19 protein-coding genes and 1 pseudogene are annotated in these 17,535 nt (G+C 44.9%); 15 read left to right on the top strand and 5 right to left on the bottom strand.

Going from position 1 to position 17,535, the window contains the following annotated elements:
- Window positions 1-7: 7 nt before the first annotated feature.
- The 11 genes and pseudogenes from lpxK to UNITIG_RS17125 all read left to right on the top strand — a co-directional run bounded on the left by lpxK (window position 8) and on the right by UNITIG_RS17125 (window position 6,873).
- The gene (gene lpxK / locus UNITIG_RS23710; protein WP_200821353.1) at window positions 8-487 is read left to right on the top strand and encodes a tetraacyldisaccharide 4'-kinase; all 480 of its coding nucleotides are present in this window, start codon (window positions 8-10) and stop codon (window positions 485-487) included.
- Window positions 471-986 (top strand): tetraacyldisaccharide 4'-kinase, encoded by a 516-nt coding sequence (locus UNITIG_RS23705; protein ID WP_200821352.1) that lies wholly within the window; start codon window positions 471-473, stop codon window positions 984-986. Before lpxK ends, UNITIG_RS23705 begins: the two co-directional genes overlap by 17 nt.
- Entirely contained in the window at window positions 983-1,738 is a 756-nt protein-coding gene (gene kdsB / locus UNITIG_RS17155; protein ID WP_101759588.1) for a 3-deoxy-manno-octulosonate cytidylyltransferase, read from the top strand. The genes UNITIG_RS23705 and kdsB overlap by 4 nt, the downstream gene beginning before the upstream one ends.
- Before the next feature lie 10 nt (window positions 1,739-1,748).
- A complete protein-coding gene (locus UNITIG_RS17150) occupies window positions 1,749-2,237 on the top strand; it encodes a low molecular weight protein-tyrosine-phosphatase (protein WP_200821351.1) in 489 nt (162 codons plus the stop codon).
- On the top strand, window positions 2,238-3,299 hold the full coding sequence (gene murB / locus UNITIG_RS17145) for a UDP-N-acetylmuramate dehydrogenase (protein ID WP_101759587.1): 1,062 nt from the start codon (window positions 2,238-2,240) through the stop codon (window positions 3,297-3,299). It abuts the gene before it with no gap.
- Between the two features lie 2 nt (window positions 3,300-3,301).
- The gene (locus UNITIG_RS17140) at window positions 3,302-3,904 is read left to right on the top strand and encodes an alpha-ketoglutarate-dependent dioxygenase AlkB (RefSeq protein ID WP_101759586.1); all 603 of its coding nucleotides are present in this window, start codon (window positions 3,302-3,304) and stop codon (window positions 3,902-3,904) included.
- An 8-nt stretch (window positions 3,905-3,912) separates the two neighbouring features.
- Window positions 3,913-5,049, top strand: coding sequence for an excinuclease ABC subunit UvrC (gene uvrC / locus UNITIG_RS25725; RefSeq protein ID WP_369809213.1), 1,137 nt, complete (start codon window positions 3,913-3,915; stop codon window positions 5,047-5,049).
- Window positions 4,989-5,542 (top strand): annotated as a pseudogene (gene uvrC / locus UNITIG_RS25720) (excinuclease ABC subunit C); the annotation flags it as partial. The gene uvrC (UNITIG_RS25725) and the pseudogene uvrC (UNITIG_RS25720), both read left to right, overlap by 61 nt.
- Window positions 5,534-5,812 (top strand): helix-hairpin-helix domain-containing protein, encoded by a 279-nt coding sequence (locus tag UNITIG_RS25715; RefSeq protein WP_369809218.1) that lies wholly within the window; start codon window positions 5,534-5,536, stop codon window positions 5,810-5,812. The pseudogene uvrC (UNITIG_RS25720) and the gene UNITIG_RS25715, both read left to right, overlap by 9 nt.
- 33 nt (window positions 5,813-5,845) lie before the next feature.
- Window positions 5,846-6,406 carry a CDP-diacylglycerol--glycerol-3-phosphate 3-phosphatidyltransferase gene (pgsA, locus tag UNITIG_RS17130; RefSeq protein WP_101759585.1) on the top strand — a complete coding sequence of 187 codons (561 nt, stop codon included), beginning with the start codon at window positions 5,846-5,848 and terminating at the stop codon, window positions 6,404-6,406.
- Between the two features lie 110 nt (window positions 6,407-6,516).
- Entirely contained in the window at window positions 6,517-6,873 is a 357-nt protein-coding gene (locus tag UNITIG_RS17125) for a YibL family ribosome-associated protein (protein ID WP_101759584.1), read from the top strand.
- Window positions 6,874-6,892: 19 nt separating this feature from the next.
- Here UNITIG_RS17125 and UNITIG_RS17120 read toward each other — a convergent pair whose 3' ends face one another.
- Both UNITIG_RS17120 and UNITIG_RS17115 read right to left on the bottom strand, forming a co-directional pair.
- Window positions 6,893-7,231, bottom strand: a complete 339-nt coding sequence (locus UNITIG_RS17120) for a YggL family protein (protein WP_101759583.1) — start codon at window positions 7,229-7,231, stop codon at window positions 6,893-6,895.
- 276 nt (window positions 7,232-7,507) lie between these two features.
- A complete protein-coding gene (locus tag UNITIG_RS17115; protein ID WP_101759582.1) occupies window positions 7,508-9,433 on the bottom strand; it encodes a TonB-dependent siderophore receptor in 1,926 nt (641 codons plus the stop codon).
- Between the two features lie 312 nt (window positions 9,434-9,745).
- Here UNITIG_RS17115 and UNITIG_RS17110 point away from each other — a divergent pair, with 312 nt between their 5' ends.
- Window positions 9,746-10,129, top strand: a complete 384-nt coding sequence (locus UNITIG_RS17110; RefSeq protein WP_101759581.1) for a hypothetical protein — start codon at window positions 9,746-9,748, stop codon at window positions 10,127-10,129.
- A 128-nt stretch (window positions 10,130-10,257) separates the two neighbouring features.
- On the opposite strand, the gene UNITIG_RS17105 is transcribed toward UNITIG_RS17110, so the two are convergent.
- Window positions 10,258-11,214: a penicillin acylase family protein gene (locus UNITIG_RS17105; protein WP_159931195.1), complete on the bottom strand. Its 957-nt coding sequence runs from the start codon at window positions 11,212-11,214 to the stop codon at window positions 10,258-10,260.
- Window positions 11,165-12,652: a penicillin acylase family protein gene (locus UNITIG_RS17100; protein ID WP_101759579.1), complete on the bottom strand. Its 1,488-nt coding sequence runs from the start codon at window positions 12,650-12,652 to the stop codon at window positions 11,165-11,167. The genes UNITIG_RS17105 and UNITIG_RS17100 overlap by 50 nt, the downstream gene beginning before the upstream one ends.
- 141 nt (window positions 12,653-12,793) lie before the next feature.
- Between UNITIG_RS17100 and UNITIG_RS17095 the strand changes: the two genes are divergently transcribed.
- The 3 genes from UNITIG_RS17095 to UNITIG_RS17085 all read left to right on the top strand — a co-directional run bounded on the left by UNITIG_RS17095 (window position 12,794) and on the right by UNITIG_RS17085 (window position 17,000).
- The gene (locus UNITIG_RS17095) at window positions 12,794-13,228 is read left to right on the top strand and encodes a GNAT family N-acetyltransferase (protein ID WP_101759578.1); all 435 of its coding nucleotides are present in this window, start codon (window positions 12,794-12,796) and stop codon (window positions 13,226-13,228) included.
- 929 nt (window positions 13,229-14,157) lie between these two features.
- Window positions 14,158-15,498 (top strand): hypothetical protein, encoded by a 1,341-nt coding sequence (locus tag UNITIG_RS17090; RefSeq protein WP_145999208.1) that lies wholly within the window; start codon window positions 14,158-14,160, stop codon window positions 15,496-15,498.
- A gap of 338 nt (window positions 15,499-15,836) precedes the next feature.
- A complete protein-coding gene (locus UNITIG_RS17085; RefSeq protein ID WP_101759576.1) occupies window positions 15,837-17,000 on the top strand; it encodes an acyltransferase family protein in 1,164 nt (387 codons plus the stop codon).
- A gap of 104 nt (window positions 17,001-17,104) precedes the next feature.
- On the opposite strand, the gene UNITIG_RS17080 is transcribed toward UNITIG_RS17085, so the two are convergent.
- Complete coding sequence (locus tag UNITIG_RS17080; RefSeq protein WP_101759575.1) at window positions 17,105-17,515, bottom strand: hypothetical protein; 411 nt, start codon at window positions 17,513-17,515, stop codon at window positions 17,105-17,107.
- Between the last annotated feature and the right edge of the window lie 20 nt (window positions 17,516-17,535).

Raw genomic sequence — 17,535 nt, 5'->3', positions numbered from 1 at the left:
GGTCGCCATGGCTGTTACTGCTGACACCTCTGAGTTTACTTTATCAGCTGATGTCCGGTGTGCGGCGTCATTTATATCAGCGCGGTTTGTTGGCTTCCTTCCGTCCACCGGTACCTTGATTGTGGTCGGCAATATAACGGTAGGGGGGACGGGTAAAACACCGATGGTTATCGCATTAGTTGAAGCGCTTCAACAGGCAGGCTTTAGTCCGGGTGTTATTAGTCGCGGCTATGGTAGTCAAGCACCTCATTATCCTTATACCGTCACTGCTGAGAGCCCGGTGCAACACAGTGGTGATGAAGCGTTGTTAATTGCCTTGCGTGCTAAGGTGCCAGTCGTGATTGATGGCAACCGGCAGCAAGCGGTCACCGCTTTATTAGCTGCGCATAGTTGCGATGTGATTATCAGCGATGATGGACTGCAGCATTATGCCTTGCAGCGTGATTATGAAATTGTAGTGGTAGATGGGAGTGCGGGGTTTTGCTAATCAGTTGTTATTACCGGCCGGCCCGCTACGGGAGTCACTGGCGCGATTAACCACTGTCAATCATGTGGTTTGTAATGGGCGCCCAGTTCCCTTACCTGCTGCAGTCAGCTCTAGCGTTATGCGATTAATCCCTGCGAGCCTTCACGCATTAAATGGCGACACAACCATTGCTGCCAATGAATGGTCGGGCAATAAACAGGTACATGCCATTGCCGGCATTGGTAACCCCCAACGTTTTTTTACCAGCTTAAAACAATTAGACTTTGATCCAACAGAACATTGTTTTGCTGATCATCATCCCTTTGTAGAAACTGACCTACAGTTTGATGATGATCTGGCAATTATTATGACGGAGAAAGACGCGGTAAAAATTCGTTGCTTACCGCGTACATCCAATAGCTGGTATTTACCAGTGAGTGCGAACATTGAGGGTGAGTTGCTAACTGATGTGGTCGCAACCCTTAAACGGCTTGCTGCTGTTAACAAGGAGCCCGAATGAGCTTTAGTGTCATTATTCCATCCCGCTATGCCTCCAGTCGCTTACCGGCAAAACCGTTGGCAGATATTGCTGGCAAACCTATGGTGCAACGCGTCTATGAGCAAGCCTGTAAAAGTGCCGCCGAACGGGTGATCATTGCCACTGATGATCAACGTATTGCTGAGGTTGCTCTGGCTTTTGGTGCAGAGGTGTGTATGACATCGCTTACTCATGAATCCGGTACTGATCGCCTGCAGGAAGTGGTCACTCAATTAGGTTTCTCGAGTGATCATATTGTGGTGAATGTACAAGGTGATGAACCACTGATTCCCCCTGCGGTCATCAATCAAGTGGCTGCCGATTTGGCCGCTGATGCGCAAGCGGCGATTTCGACTTTGGTAGAACCTATTACTGATATTGATACGGTATTTAACCCCAATGCAGTGAAAGTCACTATGGATTGTCATGGTCGCGCTTTGTATTTTTCCCGCGCGCCTATACCTTGGTACCGCGATGGATTTAATGGCGACAACGAACAACTTCCTGACGGCGTAAACTATTATCGCCACATTGGTATTTACGCTTACCGGGTCGGGTTATTGCATCAGTTCGTGGAGTGGCCAGTCAGCCCGTTGGAGCGAACAGAAAAGCTGGAGCAGCTACGTGCGTTGGAAAATGGCGCCATCATCGTTGCCAAACCCGCCTGCCAATCGATTCCTGCCGGGGTAGATACCGAACAGGACTTGCAAGCGGTGCGCGCACTTTTTTCTTAGGATATAGTCAATGCCTCGAATTAACGTACTGTTTGTTTGTCTGGGGAATATTTGTCGTTCACCCACTGCGCACGGGGTGTTTCAGCAACACATACGAGCCAGTAAGCTAGAGCATGTGATCAGTGTGGACTCAGCGGGCACGGGCGACTGGCATGTCGGTAAAGCGCCGGATCAGCGTTCTGTGAAAGCCGCTGCGACACGTGGCTATGATTTATCGGCTTTGCGTGCCAGACAAGTATGCGCTCAGGATTTTTACGACTTTGATTATATTTTGGCAATGGATAATAGTAACTTAAGTGATTTGCAAACCTTACAGCCTAATGATAGTCGTGCGTCACTTTCATTATTGCTGAGTTATGGGGATGTCGCCGTCGCCGAAGTGCCAGATCCATACTATGGTGCCGGGGATGGTTTTCAAACAGTGCTGGATTTAATAGAGCAAGCGAGTAGCGCGTTATTGCAACAAATTATTAACGACCATCAGTTGGTACAGGATTAAATGAAAGCGTTGCAACAGCAGGTGTCGCTGCAGCCTTATAACACATTGGCCATTGCAGTGAATGCGCGATACTTTGTCGAGCTTGATAAAGCTGAAGCGCTGCCTGAGTATTTAGCCTTTGCTGAGCAACAGCAACTACCAGTACTGGTGTTGGGTGGTGGCAGCAATATCGTTTTACGGCAGGATTTTCCCGGCCTGGTGATTAAGATAAGTCTTCATGGTATTGCTGCCGAAGCATTGGATGATTCAATCATTGTGACCGCTGCTGCCGGTGAAAACTGGCACGATTTGGTGATGTGGTGTTTAGAGCGAGGTTATAACGGCCTGGAAAATCTTGCGTTAATTCCAGGTTCAGTCGGGGCCGCGCCGATTCAAAATATAGGCGCTTACGGCGTTGAGTTTACGCAGGTGTTTGCGCACTTACACGGCTGGGATATCCAGCAACAATGTTGGCGCACTTTATCTAAAGCCGAATGCCAGTTTGCCTACCGTGACAGCATTTTTAAACATGCATTAAAAAACCAGTTTATAGTGACTTCGGTTGCGTTGCGCTTACATACAGAGCCCAGGGTAACTACCAGTTATGCTGCGTTACGCCAGTACTTGCAGCAGCAGTCGTTAACAGCACCCACTGCTAGACAGATCGCTGCAGCGGTTATCGCTATTCGCCAAAGTAAATTACCCGACCCTGTGGTATTACCCAATGCGGGCAGTTTTTTTAAAAACCCCATTGTGAGTCAGCAGCAGGCTCAGCAATTAGTAGATCAGCTGCCAGCGTTGGTACATTATCCACAAGATGATGGCAGTGTTAAACTTGCGGCGGGGTGGTTGTTAGAGCATGCGGGGTGGAAAGGAAAACAGTGTGGCCTGGTGGCAATGCATCAACAACAGGCACTGGTATTAATTAATGTGGGTGATGGTAAAACGATGGCTAGTGGTGCGCAGGTATTGGCGTTTGCTAAGCAGGTTCAGGCCGATATTCAACAACGTTTTGGTGTGATACTGGAAATAGAGCCGGCGATAATTGGTGATCAGCCCTCCATGGCAATGGTGAGTAGCTAACGATGCAGCCCAGTTTGTTTGCGACTGATAATTCCCAGTTTGATCTGCCTGATGCCGAGCTGCACTACACGGATAATTTCATTGCCGAGCAAGCCCTGATCTATCAACAGTTGTTAGCCCAACTTGAATGGCGGCAAGATACTATCAAAATGTACGGTCGGCGAGTAAAAATCCCACGGCTCAATGCCTGGTATGGGGATGTTGATGCGCACTACGGGTATTCGGGCTTGGCGTTGCAGCCCCGGCCCTGGCAGCCGTTATTACTAGCACTCAAGCAACAGCTAGAAGATTTTACCGGCGAACAATTTAATAGTGTGCTGGCCAATTATTATCGCGACGGCAATGACAGTGTCGCTTGGCATAGCGATGATGAAAAAGAATTGGGTGTTAATCCTGTTATTGCCTCTTTGAGTTTTGGCGCCAGTCGCCAGTTTTCGCTGCGGCATAAATCATTAAAACAATTTGCGCCAATACATATTGATTTGGCCGGTGGTTCTTTATTGTTGATGGCGGGTACAACGCAACGTTATTGGCAGCATCAAGTGGCGAAAACGTCTGGCCAGGTCGGCGCTCGTATCAATCTAACATTTCGCCGCATTGTTTGAGTGCGGCTATGACTAAAAAAATTACAGACAAAACCGTGCCGGCAGAGACCGTCAACAATGATAAGGTTGACAAAAAACTTCTGTTTGATCACAAAACCTTTTTAGCTTCCGTCACCCAGAAACCCGGCATCTACCAGATGTATGACGCCGAAGGCAAAATTCTTTATACCGGCAAAGCTAAAAATCTTAAGAATCGTCTGGCAAGTTATTTTCGCAAACAGGGCTTGGCGATTAAAACGGCGGCGTTAGTAACAAAAATTGCCGCCATCGAAGTGACCGTAACCAACACTGAAGCTGAAGCTTTGCTGTTAGAACACAACCTGATTAAGCAGCAGCGCCCGCCCTATAATATTTTGCTCCGCGACGATAAATCCTACCCGCATATTTATTTATCTACTCAACATGAATTTCCACAGCTGTCTATTCATCGCGGTGCTAAAAAATCGAAAGGTCGTTATTTTGGACCTTATCCAAGCGCCGGTGCAGTTAAGGAAAGTTTGAATTTTTTACAAAAAGTTTTCAAGGTTCGCCAGTGCGACGACAGTTTTTATAGCAATCGCTCACGCCCATGTTTGCAGCATCAAATTAATCGTTGTACCGCGCCCTGCGTCAATAAAATATCTGTAGAAGAATACCAGCAGTCGGTACGACATACAGTCATGTTTTTAGAAGGCAAAAATCAAACATTGATTAAAGAACTCGCTGATCAAATGGAACGCGCATCGGCAGAGCTGGCCTTTGAAGAAGCGGCAGAGTGCCGTGATAAAATCCAATACCTTCAGCAAGTACAAGCCAGTCAATATATCGAAGGTGAGCAGGGCGATATCGATATTGCCGCCTGTGAATTTACTGCTGGCGCCGTTTGTATTCAATTGTTGTTTGTTCGTGGTGGTCGGGTGCTGGGGAGTAAAAGCTATTTTCCGAAAGTGTATTTGGATGAAGACGAGGCGCAAATACTGGAAGCATTTTTAGCCCAGTATTATTTATCCGGCAATGCCCGCGCGACCGCTGAAAATAGTTTGCCGAGGGAAGTGGTACTGAGTCACGCTATCGATAGCGCACCCTTGGTGGAGGCATTAACCGGGTGGCTGGTCGTAAAGTCAGTGTCAGTAGCAGTGTGCGTAGTAATCGTGCCAAGTGGTTAAAGCTGGCAGCCGAAACGGCCAAACAGAATCTCACCAGCCATCTGGCCAATAAGCAAACGATCTATCAACGTTTTGAAGCGTTGCAAGATGTTCTGCTGCTGGCTGAAATTCCGCAACGATTAGAATGTTTTGATATCAGCCACAGTAGTGGTGAGGCAACGGTGGCTTCCTGTGTGGTATTTGATACCAATGGCCCGCTTAAATCCGATTATCGTCGATTTAATATCGAAGATATTACCGCTGGCGATGATTATGCGGCTATGCATCAGGCATTAAGTCGCCGTTATACCAGGATCAAATCCGGTGATGGCCAGTTACCCGATATTTTATTTATCGACGGCGGTAAAGGTCAGGTTAAACAGGCCGTTGAAGTGTTGGAAGAATTACAGATTACCGAGTTGCTGGTAGTGGGGTCGCCAAAGGGACCACCCGCAAAGCGGGGTTTGAGGTGCTGTACCGAGCCGATACCGGTAAAGAATTTGTAATGCCCTCTGATTCATCGGCCTTACATCTGATTCAGCATATTCGTGACGAATCCCATCGGTTTGCCATCACCGGTCATAAGCAGCGGCGGGATAAAAAGCGCCGTGAGTCACCGCTTGAGGGTATACCCGGCGTTGGACCTAAGCGTCGACGTGAATTGTTACGTCATTTTGGCGGATGGCAGGGTGTCAGTGCCGCAAGTGTTGAAGATTTAACCAAATTACCCGGAATTAGTGAAAAATTAGCATTGGATATAGTGGCGGCGCTCCAGAATGGTTAGAATCCCTGCTGTAAAAATAACCGCAGATGATTAATGAATATCCCAAATCTCCTTACGCTATTACGTATCGTGCTGATTCCTGTGCTGGTATTGGTGTTTTATTTAGAATATCAGTGGAGTTTTATCGCTTGTTCTGTGATTTTTGCACTGGCCGGTATTACCGATTGGCTGGATGGTTACCTCGCCAGAAAGCTGGATCAGAGCACGCCCTTTGGTGCTTTTCTGGACCCGGTGGCTGATAAATTAATGGTGGCCATTGCCCTGGTGCTGTTGGTTGAACGCTATCAAGTGTGGTGGTTTACCTTGCCGGCCATGGTCATTATCGGTCGTGAAATTGTTATTTCCGCCCTGCGGGAATGGATGGCCGAGCTGGGTAAGCGCACCAATGTCTCTGTGTCCTACATTGGTAAAGTAAAAACAGTATTTCAAATGCTCTCGATTACGGTTTTGCTAGCAGCAGTGCCGCCTGATACCACCGGTTTTTTATTGGAATTAGGTGTGGTGCTGATGTACCTTGCGGCGCTGCTCACACTGTGGTCTATGTTCGTGTATTTACGTGCAGCCTGGCCTGAGTTTGGGCTCGGTAAGTCGTAAGTTTATTTATTGAATAGTTGAGTCATATTGCCCGTTATTCTCCTGCGCGCCCTATGTTAAATTTTTCGATCGGCTGAACAACCGATCCATTTCTTTTTTAGAGCTAGCCTATGAATATCAAACAAGAATTGCAGAAAAGTAATAATAAACTCGACAAGTTTCGGGTGAAGCTGGCAGCGGCTGAACAGCGTCAGGATCAACTTAATATCACCAAGTTCACCGATGATATAACTGCCGTTAGCAAGCATATTGCCAGTTTAAAGGGGCGACTGGAGAAGGAAGTCGGGAGTAAAAGTGCTGCGGTAAAAAATCTGGCATTTAACCGTGTGCTGACCAAGGCAGAACAGGCGGACATGGGGAAATTAAAAAAATCAGTGCGTGGCCTAGTCGTTGTGCACCCAATGACGGCATTGGGGCGTGAGATGGGTGTCAGTGCGGTAACTGGTTTTGCCCCCAAGAAATTCTAGGGAGCAAAGACCTGAATGTCTAAGCACCATAAAAGACATCGACTAATTCGCCGGTATTGACATCCGTTATATTTTTATAAGATTTCAGTATTTCTTCAATAGCTTTTCGATCTGTCTCGGTCGCTGAACCATAGCGATAGGCAGAGGTAACAAAACCTTCAAATTCATTATCATCGCCATCAACACTCACTACTAGATTTAACTCTTCCACTTTATCCGCAAAGCTATCAAAAAACTGATCATAGTCAGCTTCAGTGTCTAAAATTATTTTGCATGAAAATTCAAAGCCCATAATCGCATATTCTTCCAGATAAAGTTTTTTACGAAGGCGCTTATTTCTAATAATTTCATTGCTCATGATGTTGATACCTGGTGCTTGTTTGTGTTTGAAGGCTTGCTTACGACCAAGGCTGCTATAATCGACATTACAGTCATAAACCGGTTGGCATATTATCAGTATTCGTAGAAAAAGGGTGCAATACTCTTACTGATGAAGGAAAAATGTTTTGGGCATGATTGTTTACTTGTCCATATGCAAAAAGGGCATTCGCTGTGGTTTAGAAAAATTGACCCTTAATGAAGTTGAAATGAAGTTGAGTGTTTCATAAGTGTCTTGAAGGTAGGCTGCCTTCAGCTACCAATCGATTTCTGCCTTAATGTAATAGGCTCGGGTTACGCCGGTGTTAAGGCGCGTAGTGTCTATCACTTGTGTATCTGCGTCATCCAGTAGGTTTTGGCCTGCCAAAATAATGTTTAGATTTTTATTGAAGCGATATTGAATATTAGCATCTACTTTCATATTACTGGAAAAGGCGTCATTGCTGCTTTCTGGTAGTACATCGGTATTATAAAATGCAGAAAAATTAACCTGTAATTGTTCGTTAACACTCCAGTGTAATTGAGCGCCTGAAAGCTGTTTTACATTATCAATACCTGATTGATTAAATGAGTTGGGGGTTGAATTCCTATCATCATTATCATGAAAAGAATACTGCAAGGCTGCGCTCAGGCCTGGCGTTATATATTTCGTTAAATTTAGTTCAAAGCCATAAAGGTCGGATTTTTGACCTTTACTATTTTCGTCCTGGTGAAGGTGGTCATATTGGTTATAGAAAGCCGTGGCTTCAAAAAGCATAGTATCTTTTGAATATCGATAACCCAGCTCAAAGGCTTCTACTGTTTCAGCCACAGCGTTACTATTACCAAAGGGAATAAATGTTGAGCCAAACTGCTGTCCAAATTCAGCGTCAGCTCTGCCAGGTATATTGACTGAGCGTGATAATGCAGCCCAGACCCGGTTATTGTTGTCTATTTGATAAAGGGCTCTCAACGTGGGTTGGTGTTCCCAGTGAGTATATTCATTATTATCTAAGCGTAAGCCCGCTGTGATATTGGCCTTACCGTCCAGAAAGTGATAGGAATCCTGAATAAAAATACCATGATATTGCAGCGTTTTATTAGCGGGAATAAAAACCACTGTACTCAATTTTTCCGTTTCATCTTTTGAGTGGATATAAGAATATCCAGTTAATAAATTATGCTGGCCTATTTCTCTTTCGTACTGAGCAGATAACTCTCGAGATGTTCTTTTTTCTCCAAGGCTGCCATCTTTCCTATTGGTGCTTTGTGTGGTTGCGCTTATAAAGAGGTTGTCATTATTATCAAGAGGCAGATTCCACTGTGCTTGTAGGTAATGTCCATCTGATGAAATAGTATCTGCGACAGGCGTATTCATTGCGAAGCCTGTTATTCGCGTTTGATCATACTCGGCGTCAAAAATCTCACCAGTAAGTGTTAGCGTCTGATCGTTTATCTTTGAATCCAGACGGAAGCCAACAAGATCGTGGTCCCATTTATCCTCTCCAGAGTCACCAGCGCGTAAACCTAGATTTGTTACTTGATTGATATCGGTAAGTTCACCACCCGCGTGTCTGGTTTTCTGTAAATAGACGCGGCCTTCAATATTATCGAAGCTGAAGCCTTGCCTAATCAAACCTGATTTTTCGACTTCATTGTCCCCGGCGATGGCCGAGACATGAGTGCCTAATGTTTTGCTGCTGTGTTTAGTAATGATGTTGATGACACCATTGTTGGCATTGCTGCCCCAAGAGGCTCCGCCGGGACCTCGTATAACCTCAATTTTCTCAATGTCCTTCAATGGTGGCACATGATGCTCCCAGTAGGTACCTGAGAACAGTGGCGTAAAGATATTACGACCATCAATCATTACCTGAAGTTTGCCATTGAATCGATTACCAAATCCTCTGATCGAAACCCACCATTTATTGCTATCGGCACGTCCGACATGGAGGCCGGGGACTAGTCGAAGAATGTCGGGCAATTGGGTGAAACCACTATTTTGAATTTGATCCTGGTTGATGACGGTTACTGCGGCGCTAGTATTAAGAAAAGGTTGGCTGGTACGAGAGGCGATGGTCACTTCGACCTGCAATAGTTCTTGCAAGCTTAGATCAAAAAGGTCTTCTTCTGCTTGTCCAGTGGCAACATGAGAAGCCAATCCGATTAAAATACATGCTTTAACTCTGATTCTTTGGTGCATTCGTGTAGGTCCAAAAAATTGAAAAAAACCAATGTAACCGCAATCTCCTAATAGAGTAGCCTATTTTTTACTTCTACAGTGTAGTTTGTAGTTTCCTTGCCCATGTTTTGGTGTTTTATCCTTGTTTATTATCCAAAGTACAGCGTTATATTGGTGGCTGCGCAGATAGATGCTTCGGGCTAATCAGTTTGGTTAAAGTTAAAGAGTCGCTAGTGTGAATTTTACCAATATAGGTGTTCATACTAATGCTTTAACTTTGGTCTAGTAATTATAGTTGTCGTGGAGTTAATTATAATAACGAGGAATATCGTGATGTTTATTTTAGAGTGGGGCCATCAGTTTGTTCGTTGTATTTGCTCCGGCAGTGTTTCCGGTAGCGAATTGCTGCGCGCTAATCAATTGATACATGCTGATGCTCGCTTCGATGAGTTAAAGTTTATGACTTTTAATATGGAGGACGTAGAAAAGATTGACGTGTCTATACCTGATATTGAACGTGTTGCTGCTTTTGGTGTTGGTGCGGCCCGAAGTAATCCAAATCTACGTTGTGCCATGGTATCAACAAGTGAGGATTTATACGGCTTGTCTTCAATGTATCAGATGACTATGGAGGAAGCCGGTGGTGCTACGTGGTCCATGGGTATGTTTGCTACAACTGATGCGGCCGAAATTTGGCTTAGTCAGGAGTGCGTTTAGTTATAATAAATTGCGGCTGTGTAGAAATTAATTAGCAAACCTGCATATAGTTATTTTGTGATAATACTCGTGTCGATAGTTAGTATTTCTCATCACTAAAAAGTTTAATGATGAGAAAGTTTATCAGCCTAAGGTCGTCCGGTTGTGAAATTGGTGATAGTTTCCCTACGTAATTCTTTTGCTTCAACATCCGCTGTACAAAACGCCATATCGATCCAGCCAGATTGGCTATAGAGTTTGGTGGCGTCGGCAAAGTGATCAGAGGCGGGGTCAGTAGATTGTGAGTAGGTTAAAATAGCGCTGGCATCGGGACAATCGGTTTCATCCCAGGTGACCGTCTGCATATAGCTATTGCCGTGGCGAATATTAGAATAACCTTCACCGTCTACCAGGCTTGAAGTGATAACACTGAATAGCATGCCGCCAGAGCCGCCATGAATAGGAATCCGCTCCCCGTTTTTTTCATCGAACTGAACGTCACCCCAGGGTTGGTCAAGTGCAATTCCGGCGTTAGTCAGCACGGCAACGCCATCGGCTAGCGCCTGACGTAAATCTTCGGCCACCGTTGAGTCCGCGGTATTTAACGAGTTGGGCGTATTAACAGGGTCAGCCGGGTTGAACGGTATTTGCCATAAGTCATCCAGTTCACGGGCAATGCGCCAAAACTCGGTAAAGATATGGCCGCCGGTACTTTCAATCGTATGACGACCATCCCAACTCGCCAACAAGCTACATGCTTCTGCTACGGAGCTGGGATTAGCGCTGTAAGTTGACCAATCACTAACGGCACTACAGAGTGTTATCAGGTCTTCTAGCACCAGTTCGGCAGCATAGTTTCGTGCACTATAAGAGATTTGTTTTACTTGCTCGGCAGTGAACGTAGGGCTAGTGCCAAGTCCATCGGTAGCAGCGAGCCGCTGTTCGGCTTGGGTAAAGGTCAGCCGTGTCCGCAGCGATTGCTCAATTTCTTCCTTGCCGATAATCGGTGAAAAACCGGTGGTTAAGTTTCTGGGGTTGGGTAGCCAATAGCTGTCGTTAGCGTTGGCGCCGTACTCCCGGGTTTGCAATTTGGGGGAGGCTATCAAAGCCAAACACACCCTCTGGTGCACCCGCATCATTGCCCCATTCACAGTCAGAGGTTGAACCGTCCAGCGTAGTGAAGCCGCCCTGAGTTAACAGTTGAGCAATGGTGCCGGTGACACAGCTATTCAGTTTTTGTTGGGTAACATGCGGTACAGCAGAAATGTCGGCGTAAAGTGCATCGCCATAACGGTCTGCGGCAATCGTGTTGACCCAAGGGATACCTATTGCTTTAAGTTCATTGGTAAATTCTTCCAGGTTGGTCGCTTGGCCCATGCCAATCCATTGGTCAAAACCCCGAAAATTTTCCAGATTAGCATCGCGGTATGCCATTACGGTACCAGCAAAATTTGGCCAGCCCGCCAGTACGCTGCTGACACCGCCGAGGTCTAATACCGGACCAAAACGGCTAAGGTAAAAGGTGTGCTCTGAACTTACCACGTCACCCGTGCTGCTAAGGCTGTCAGCGGAAACCGTTACTGCTTCCAGATCCAGCCATTCACCATCATAGTCATATTGCAGTGGGTTGCCCGGGTTCAGGGTAAGCTCATAAAAAGTAAACCGTTGCCCGGTTGAAACGGTATGACTCCAGGCCAAGTCACGATTAAAACCGATTAAAATAGCTGGTACACCAAACAGGGATCCACCAGAGACATCATATTCGCCGGGTATGGTCATATGGCTCATATAAAAACGGTTGGAACCTTGCCACGGGAAGTGAGGGTTGCCGAATAAAATGCCAGCGCCGGTAGCGCTGGCATCCGCACCGATGGCATAGGCATTACTGCCAAGTTGTTCGGGAGAGGGCATCCCTAGCTTGGTGGCTAGCGTTTTGGGGTCGATTTGGGCGAGTAGGGTAGTTGCTTTGGCTGCATCAGTTGTAACCACTGACGCAGGTGGTGTCGCGGCAACGATGTAATCGGCCAAGGGGTCGGTACTGGCTCTCAGCATCAGTTTATGCAGGAACTTCACAACATCCGCTTGGTTAATGGTTCTGGCGTAACTTGCCCCACGGCAGCCTTCCTCACCTTCGGCAAGGTTGTCGACGCCGGTTTCCTTAAAGTAACGGTTTACACCGGCAACGTAACCATTAAGTAATTGGTTGAGCTGATCTGAAAAGCTGGCAATGAGAACAGCATTAATCCGCTCATCATTATTGATAAACTTCCACACATAGTCTTTATCAAGGTCACCGTCCTCAAGGTAGCGCGCTGAATTACCGTTGGCACGGACGATCTCTTGCATCAATACACAGTAATTTTCCTGCGAGAAGGCATAGCCATAGCCATAACCTAATCCACCCCAGTCTTTTGCGGTGATATGGGGGATACCATATTCCGTCCAGACAATTTCAGCTTCATAGCGATCATTTTTACTGTTACTGTTGTTGTGACAGGCGGGTAGCAAGAATAGACAAATGATGAGCAGCGTAATTGTTTTCATTATTAGAGGCCTGTGCAGGGAAGTTTGGTTTAGCAGTCTATCAAAATGCTGTGTCTCGTGTCTCGTGCATCAATATGAAGAGAACGTAATGGTAGATTATGGTCAAAGTTAATCGACAGAATATAACACTCAAGGTCAATAATGATAATACGACAATACAAGGCTGCAGACCTGCAGCCAGTACTGGATTCCTGGGAAGTATCAACCCGCATGGCTCATCAATTTATGACTGATGATTTCATCGCGCAGGAGCGCAAAAATGTCGCTGACATTTACCTTCCCAATACAGACACCTGGGTGGCTGTTATCGATGACGAGGTTAAAGGCTTTATCGCACTGATGGGAAATGAAGTGGGTGCGATCTTTCTACAGCCTGAATGTCATGGTAAAGGCATAGGTAAAGCGCTAATGGATAAAGCGCAATCGCTGCACGGTGATCTTGAAGTGGAAGTGTTTAAAGAAAATGTGATTGGTCGAAAATTTTATGCGCGGTATGGTTTTAAATTTATGGAAGAGAAACTCCATCAGCCGACAGGGCAGCAAGTCTTGCGGCTTAGGTATAGTCTTGCGGCTTAGGTATAGTCTTGGGGTTTAGTCTAAGCTAGAGTTGTGACGATATTGCCTGTTTTTTCTTGCTGGATAGGCGGTACTGGATAATCAAAAGAATCGGGCGTAGCTAGTTTGGAACTCAACTTCTACATATAGGTAAAAAGCAAGTTTTAATCAGTAAGCATCATTATTCTTGATTCGTTCTCTTTATAGGCTTTTTTGCCACTCAATTAGTAAAGTTTGAACAACAGATTATTCTGATTTAATCAATTCTGAATAAATTTCTCTAACGTTCAACAAATGGTGCTCAGGTAATATCCTAACCTGTACTCATATTTTGTGAATGCCTCTGCATTATCAAAAGTATTAAACCATCTGCAGCCTGCTTTGCAAGCAAGCTTACAAAGATTGTGTTTAGCTACCCTGCCAAGCTTGGTTTTTCAACCGCCAGGATAATCGCTATTCCTTGAAAATTCTTCTTTCCAAGCTTTCAGTATCGTATACCCACAGTGGATTTAAATGATTAAAACAGGGAATTCCATTTTTATATAATTTTCATTTAATTCATTTTTGGAATTAGATAATTTTTATTTATTCCGTTTATATATCCGGTTTTGTTAGTCGCCATGCTTCTGTTATTCGTATTTGCAGTGAATTCCAATGATCAGTGCTACGTATGCAGATTTATTTTAATAAATATGAAATATTTTAAAAAACAGTATTGACTGATTCTTTTTATTAGTGGATAGTCTGCCTATAAAAATAAATAACACAATAAATACAGCTGCGAAGATTACTGCCTCATGCTGAAAAAGCCTCTAGCCCTTGCTGGCTAAAGGCTTCCATATATTGCCATTACAGCAATTGTGTCCTCGCGTGTCATTGACACACAAATAGTCACCGGTGGTGGCTAGACATAAACCACTGCAATCAAAAACTATAAAAACGAGGCTCTTATGAAAAATAATAGAAGGCGTCGACCCATTGGGTCAATTTTAACCATGTTGTTCTTTGTCATCTCTATCCAGGGTTGTGTTGTCGGTAAGATCACAGATTCTGCCGGCAATGTAATCCAGGATGTGGATGTAGTTGCTATATCTGAATGCTCTGGTGCAGGTTGTGCGGCAAATCAGGCCCAAGTGGTAGTAGGTAGTGACGTATATACAGGCTATAAGGCTACCACCAATAGTAATGGGCATTACGTATATGACCCGTATGCAGAGGTGGCTGCGCCTGAAGATGCGATGGCGCTGTATGTGCCGCAAGAAAACCCTGATAAAACGATAAAATTCGCTATTTCAAAAAGTGGTTATCAGGACATCTTGCTTCATCATGCGCCCCAATATGAAAGCTATACCAATAACGAAAATGGTAAAAAATACATTATTGCCACAGTGCCTGAAATGCATCTTTGTCGTGATGATGAAATAGACTCAGATGGTGACACGATATGTGACGAGTCAGAAAAACTGTACGGGACTAGCCACGGTAATGCGGATACTGATAAAGATGGTGTTAATGATAATGTGGAGCTATTTGTAACCGGTACCCCACCAGGCGATTTGCAGCAGTGTGTGTTTGCCTACTGTCAGACTGATGTTCTCGGTTGTCTTGGCGATCCCGAATGTAGTGGATGGTTATCCTGTATGGAGAACTGTGGAGAGGACAGCATGCTTTGTCCAACAGAGTGCGGTGCTTTTTATCAGTCTCCGGTCATTGATTCGCTGTCCTCTTGTGCTCTTGGCAACGGTTGTGCCTTTGTAGAGTTCCCTGATCTACCACTGTGTCAGCTGCCTGAAGCAGAGCACGCTACAGTCGGTAATATTGATGGGATTTGGTGGGTATCGGCAATCAAAGGCTATGACTATGTACTCTATGATGATTGTCAGCAATTCAATTTCACCGCATTGAATGCAACTGAAATCGATGTTGAAGGTTCTCATCCTATTACGTTTGAAGGCGAAACAAGAATTGCAATCAATGACGGTCTATTTACACGCTCTCCTGAAGGGTATCTGGAGCTTGTTTATGAAAATTGGGCTGGCTATAGAGAGCGGTATAACCCTTATTATGTCACTCCGAATGTAATGGTTATGCATGTTTGTTCTGTTGGTACGGACGACATATGCCATGATTATGGCACGCTAATTCTTACTCGCCAGTCTCTATCGTCCATGGATAGTGCAGAACTCGCAGCATTGGAAAGCGCCCTTGCTAATATTTTCCAAACCAATCTGTTGGATGATTACACCATGATAGGAACAGAAAGCTGCCCTAACGATGCGACCTTGCCTTAGTTTAGCTGTTCGCTAGTTATTGAAAAAAGCTCGTTTAAATGACGAGCTTTTTTTATGCAGGCAAAACCACAGAAAACCGGGGACAGACCACAGTTTTCAGTGACTATATTGCTGAAAAGTATGCCTGTGAAAGTGTGTGTCCCCGGTTAATTTTAATCAAACCGGTTAATTGATAGCAGGAATCAGAGCTACGCTGTTTGTTAACTATCGTTTTATCTAGTAATTTTTCAAAAATAACTGACGGATTTTCATAATCAGCAAGCTCCAACACGTTATAGCACCTATGCTAGGTTCCAGAACTCTTTCTTGTTAAATACTATTTTTAGAGACCATCAATAATGAACAATAGCCAGCGTTTGCATGGATTGGATTTTTTGCGCGCGCTAATGATGAGTCTGGGCGTGCTGCTGCACACTGCCCAGCTCTATACCACAATGCCGTTTGTTGATTATTATTGGGACCTATCACGCTCAATTAGTATGGATGCGCTACTGATCTTTATTAACACTTTTAGAATGCCCACTTTCTTTTTACTGTCAGGGTTCTTTACTGCATTGCTGGTATCACGTAGCGGTTTGTCCGGCATGTTGCTGAATCGACGTAAGCGATTGTTATTGCCATTTGTTATTTTTCTACCGTTACTGGCTATCTCAATGTCCACGTTGCGAATTATGGCGGTACATATAATGGTGAAGGGCGAGTGGGGTTTCGATCCTGCACTGGTCGAACCACAAAGTGCGCTTTGGAATAACACACATAACCTATGGTTTTTGTATTATTTGATGATGTATGTCGTCACTGCGGCGCTATTGTTGTATTTAAGTCCCTATATAAGAGTATTTACTGCAGCTTTGAAAGCAGGTTGGTTGGGGCGACTGCCGGTGTATTCGCCCCTGACCATTTGTGTTGTAGCCTTATGGTTGGCTGTGATCGGTAGCAGTAGTTATTCTGGTCGTATCAGTGGTGCATTGGGTTTTATACCTCTTGCGACTGTCTATGCCTACTTTGGTTTATGTTTTTTAATGGGCTGGTTTTTGTTTCAGCGACAAGGCGATATCGCTGTGCTGGTAAAACGCTCATGGTGGTTGTTAGCCATGGCCATAATGTGTTTGTTAATAGGCTTATTGGCCTTCCTAAAGCAAGGTGAAATGGGTGATGCAAACTATTCAAGTTGGCACCTAGTGTTGTCATTAGGTAATGGCTTCTCGATGGTGTTTTTTATGTTTGGCTTAGTAGGGCTTTTCTGTCGATATTTTACTCGCCACCATCCATGGGTGCGTTACTTTTCTGATAGTGCTTATTGGATATTTATTTTTCATTCTGTGCCGATGATTGCGATAGCGCTATTAATGCATGATTGGGTAGTGGCAGCTGAAATTAAATTTTTAGTGGTTGTTAGTGGCACTTTTGGGGCTTGTCTTTTGAGCTACCACTATGCTGTTCGGAGTACGGCAATAGGTGCCTTGTTGAACGGGCGGCGGTATTCTCGGGAATGCTATTGATATGGAAAACCAAGGACAGACCACAGTTGGCAGTTACTGTATTGCTTAATGGTGTGCCTGCAGCATATACAGTGTAATCTGTCTCCGGTTAAGTGGATTTTTCTTTAGTTTATTTGCGCCATTATCATTTCGGGAGCCAGAGCAGCAACCGCATCAGTACTAGGCTCGACTTTTTGTAATGATAGGCGATGTTTCTTATCAATATCACCACTGACATAGGTCACTGCACCGGCAGCAACCACCACCTTTAGCTTGGTACGCTTGGAATCAGTCGCAGAAATAACATGCTCTCCCTCTTCAAGTTTGAGTCCGATCACCGCGCGCTTACTCAGCTTTCCTACACGCTTACCGTCAACCATGACCCGGTAACTTATCGCTGAACGATCCGTATCACGATAAATAACCAGGTTGGGTTGCATTGTTTGATCAAGTGTTTGACCAGTCTCACTGGCAGTCACCGCAGTACTCAAGACGCTGGTCATAAACAGTGTGCAAGCAATCATTATGTTTTTCATATCAAAGTCCTTCTTCATTG

It is taken from the genome of Oceanicoccus sp. KOV_DT_Chl (genome assembly GCF_900120175.1).
Taxonomy (GTDB): domain Bacteria; phylum Pseudomonadota; class Gammaproteobacteria; order Pseudomonadales; family Dasaniaceae; genus Oceanicoccus.
This window is presented reverse-complemented; position numbering and strand designations above follow the sequence as displayed.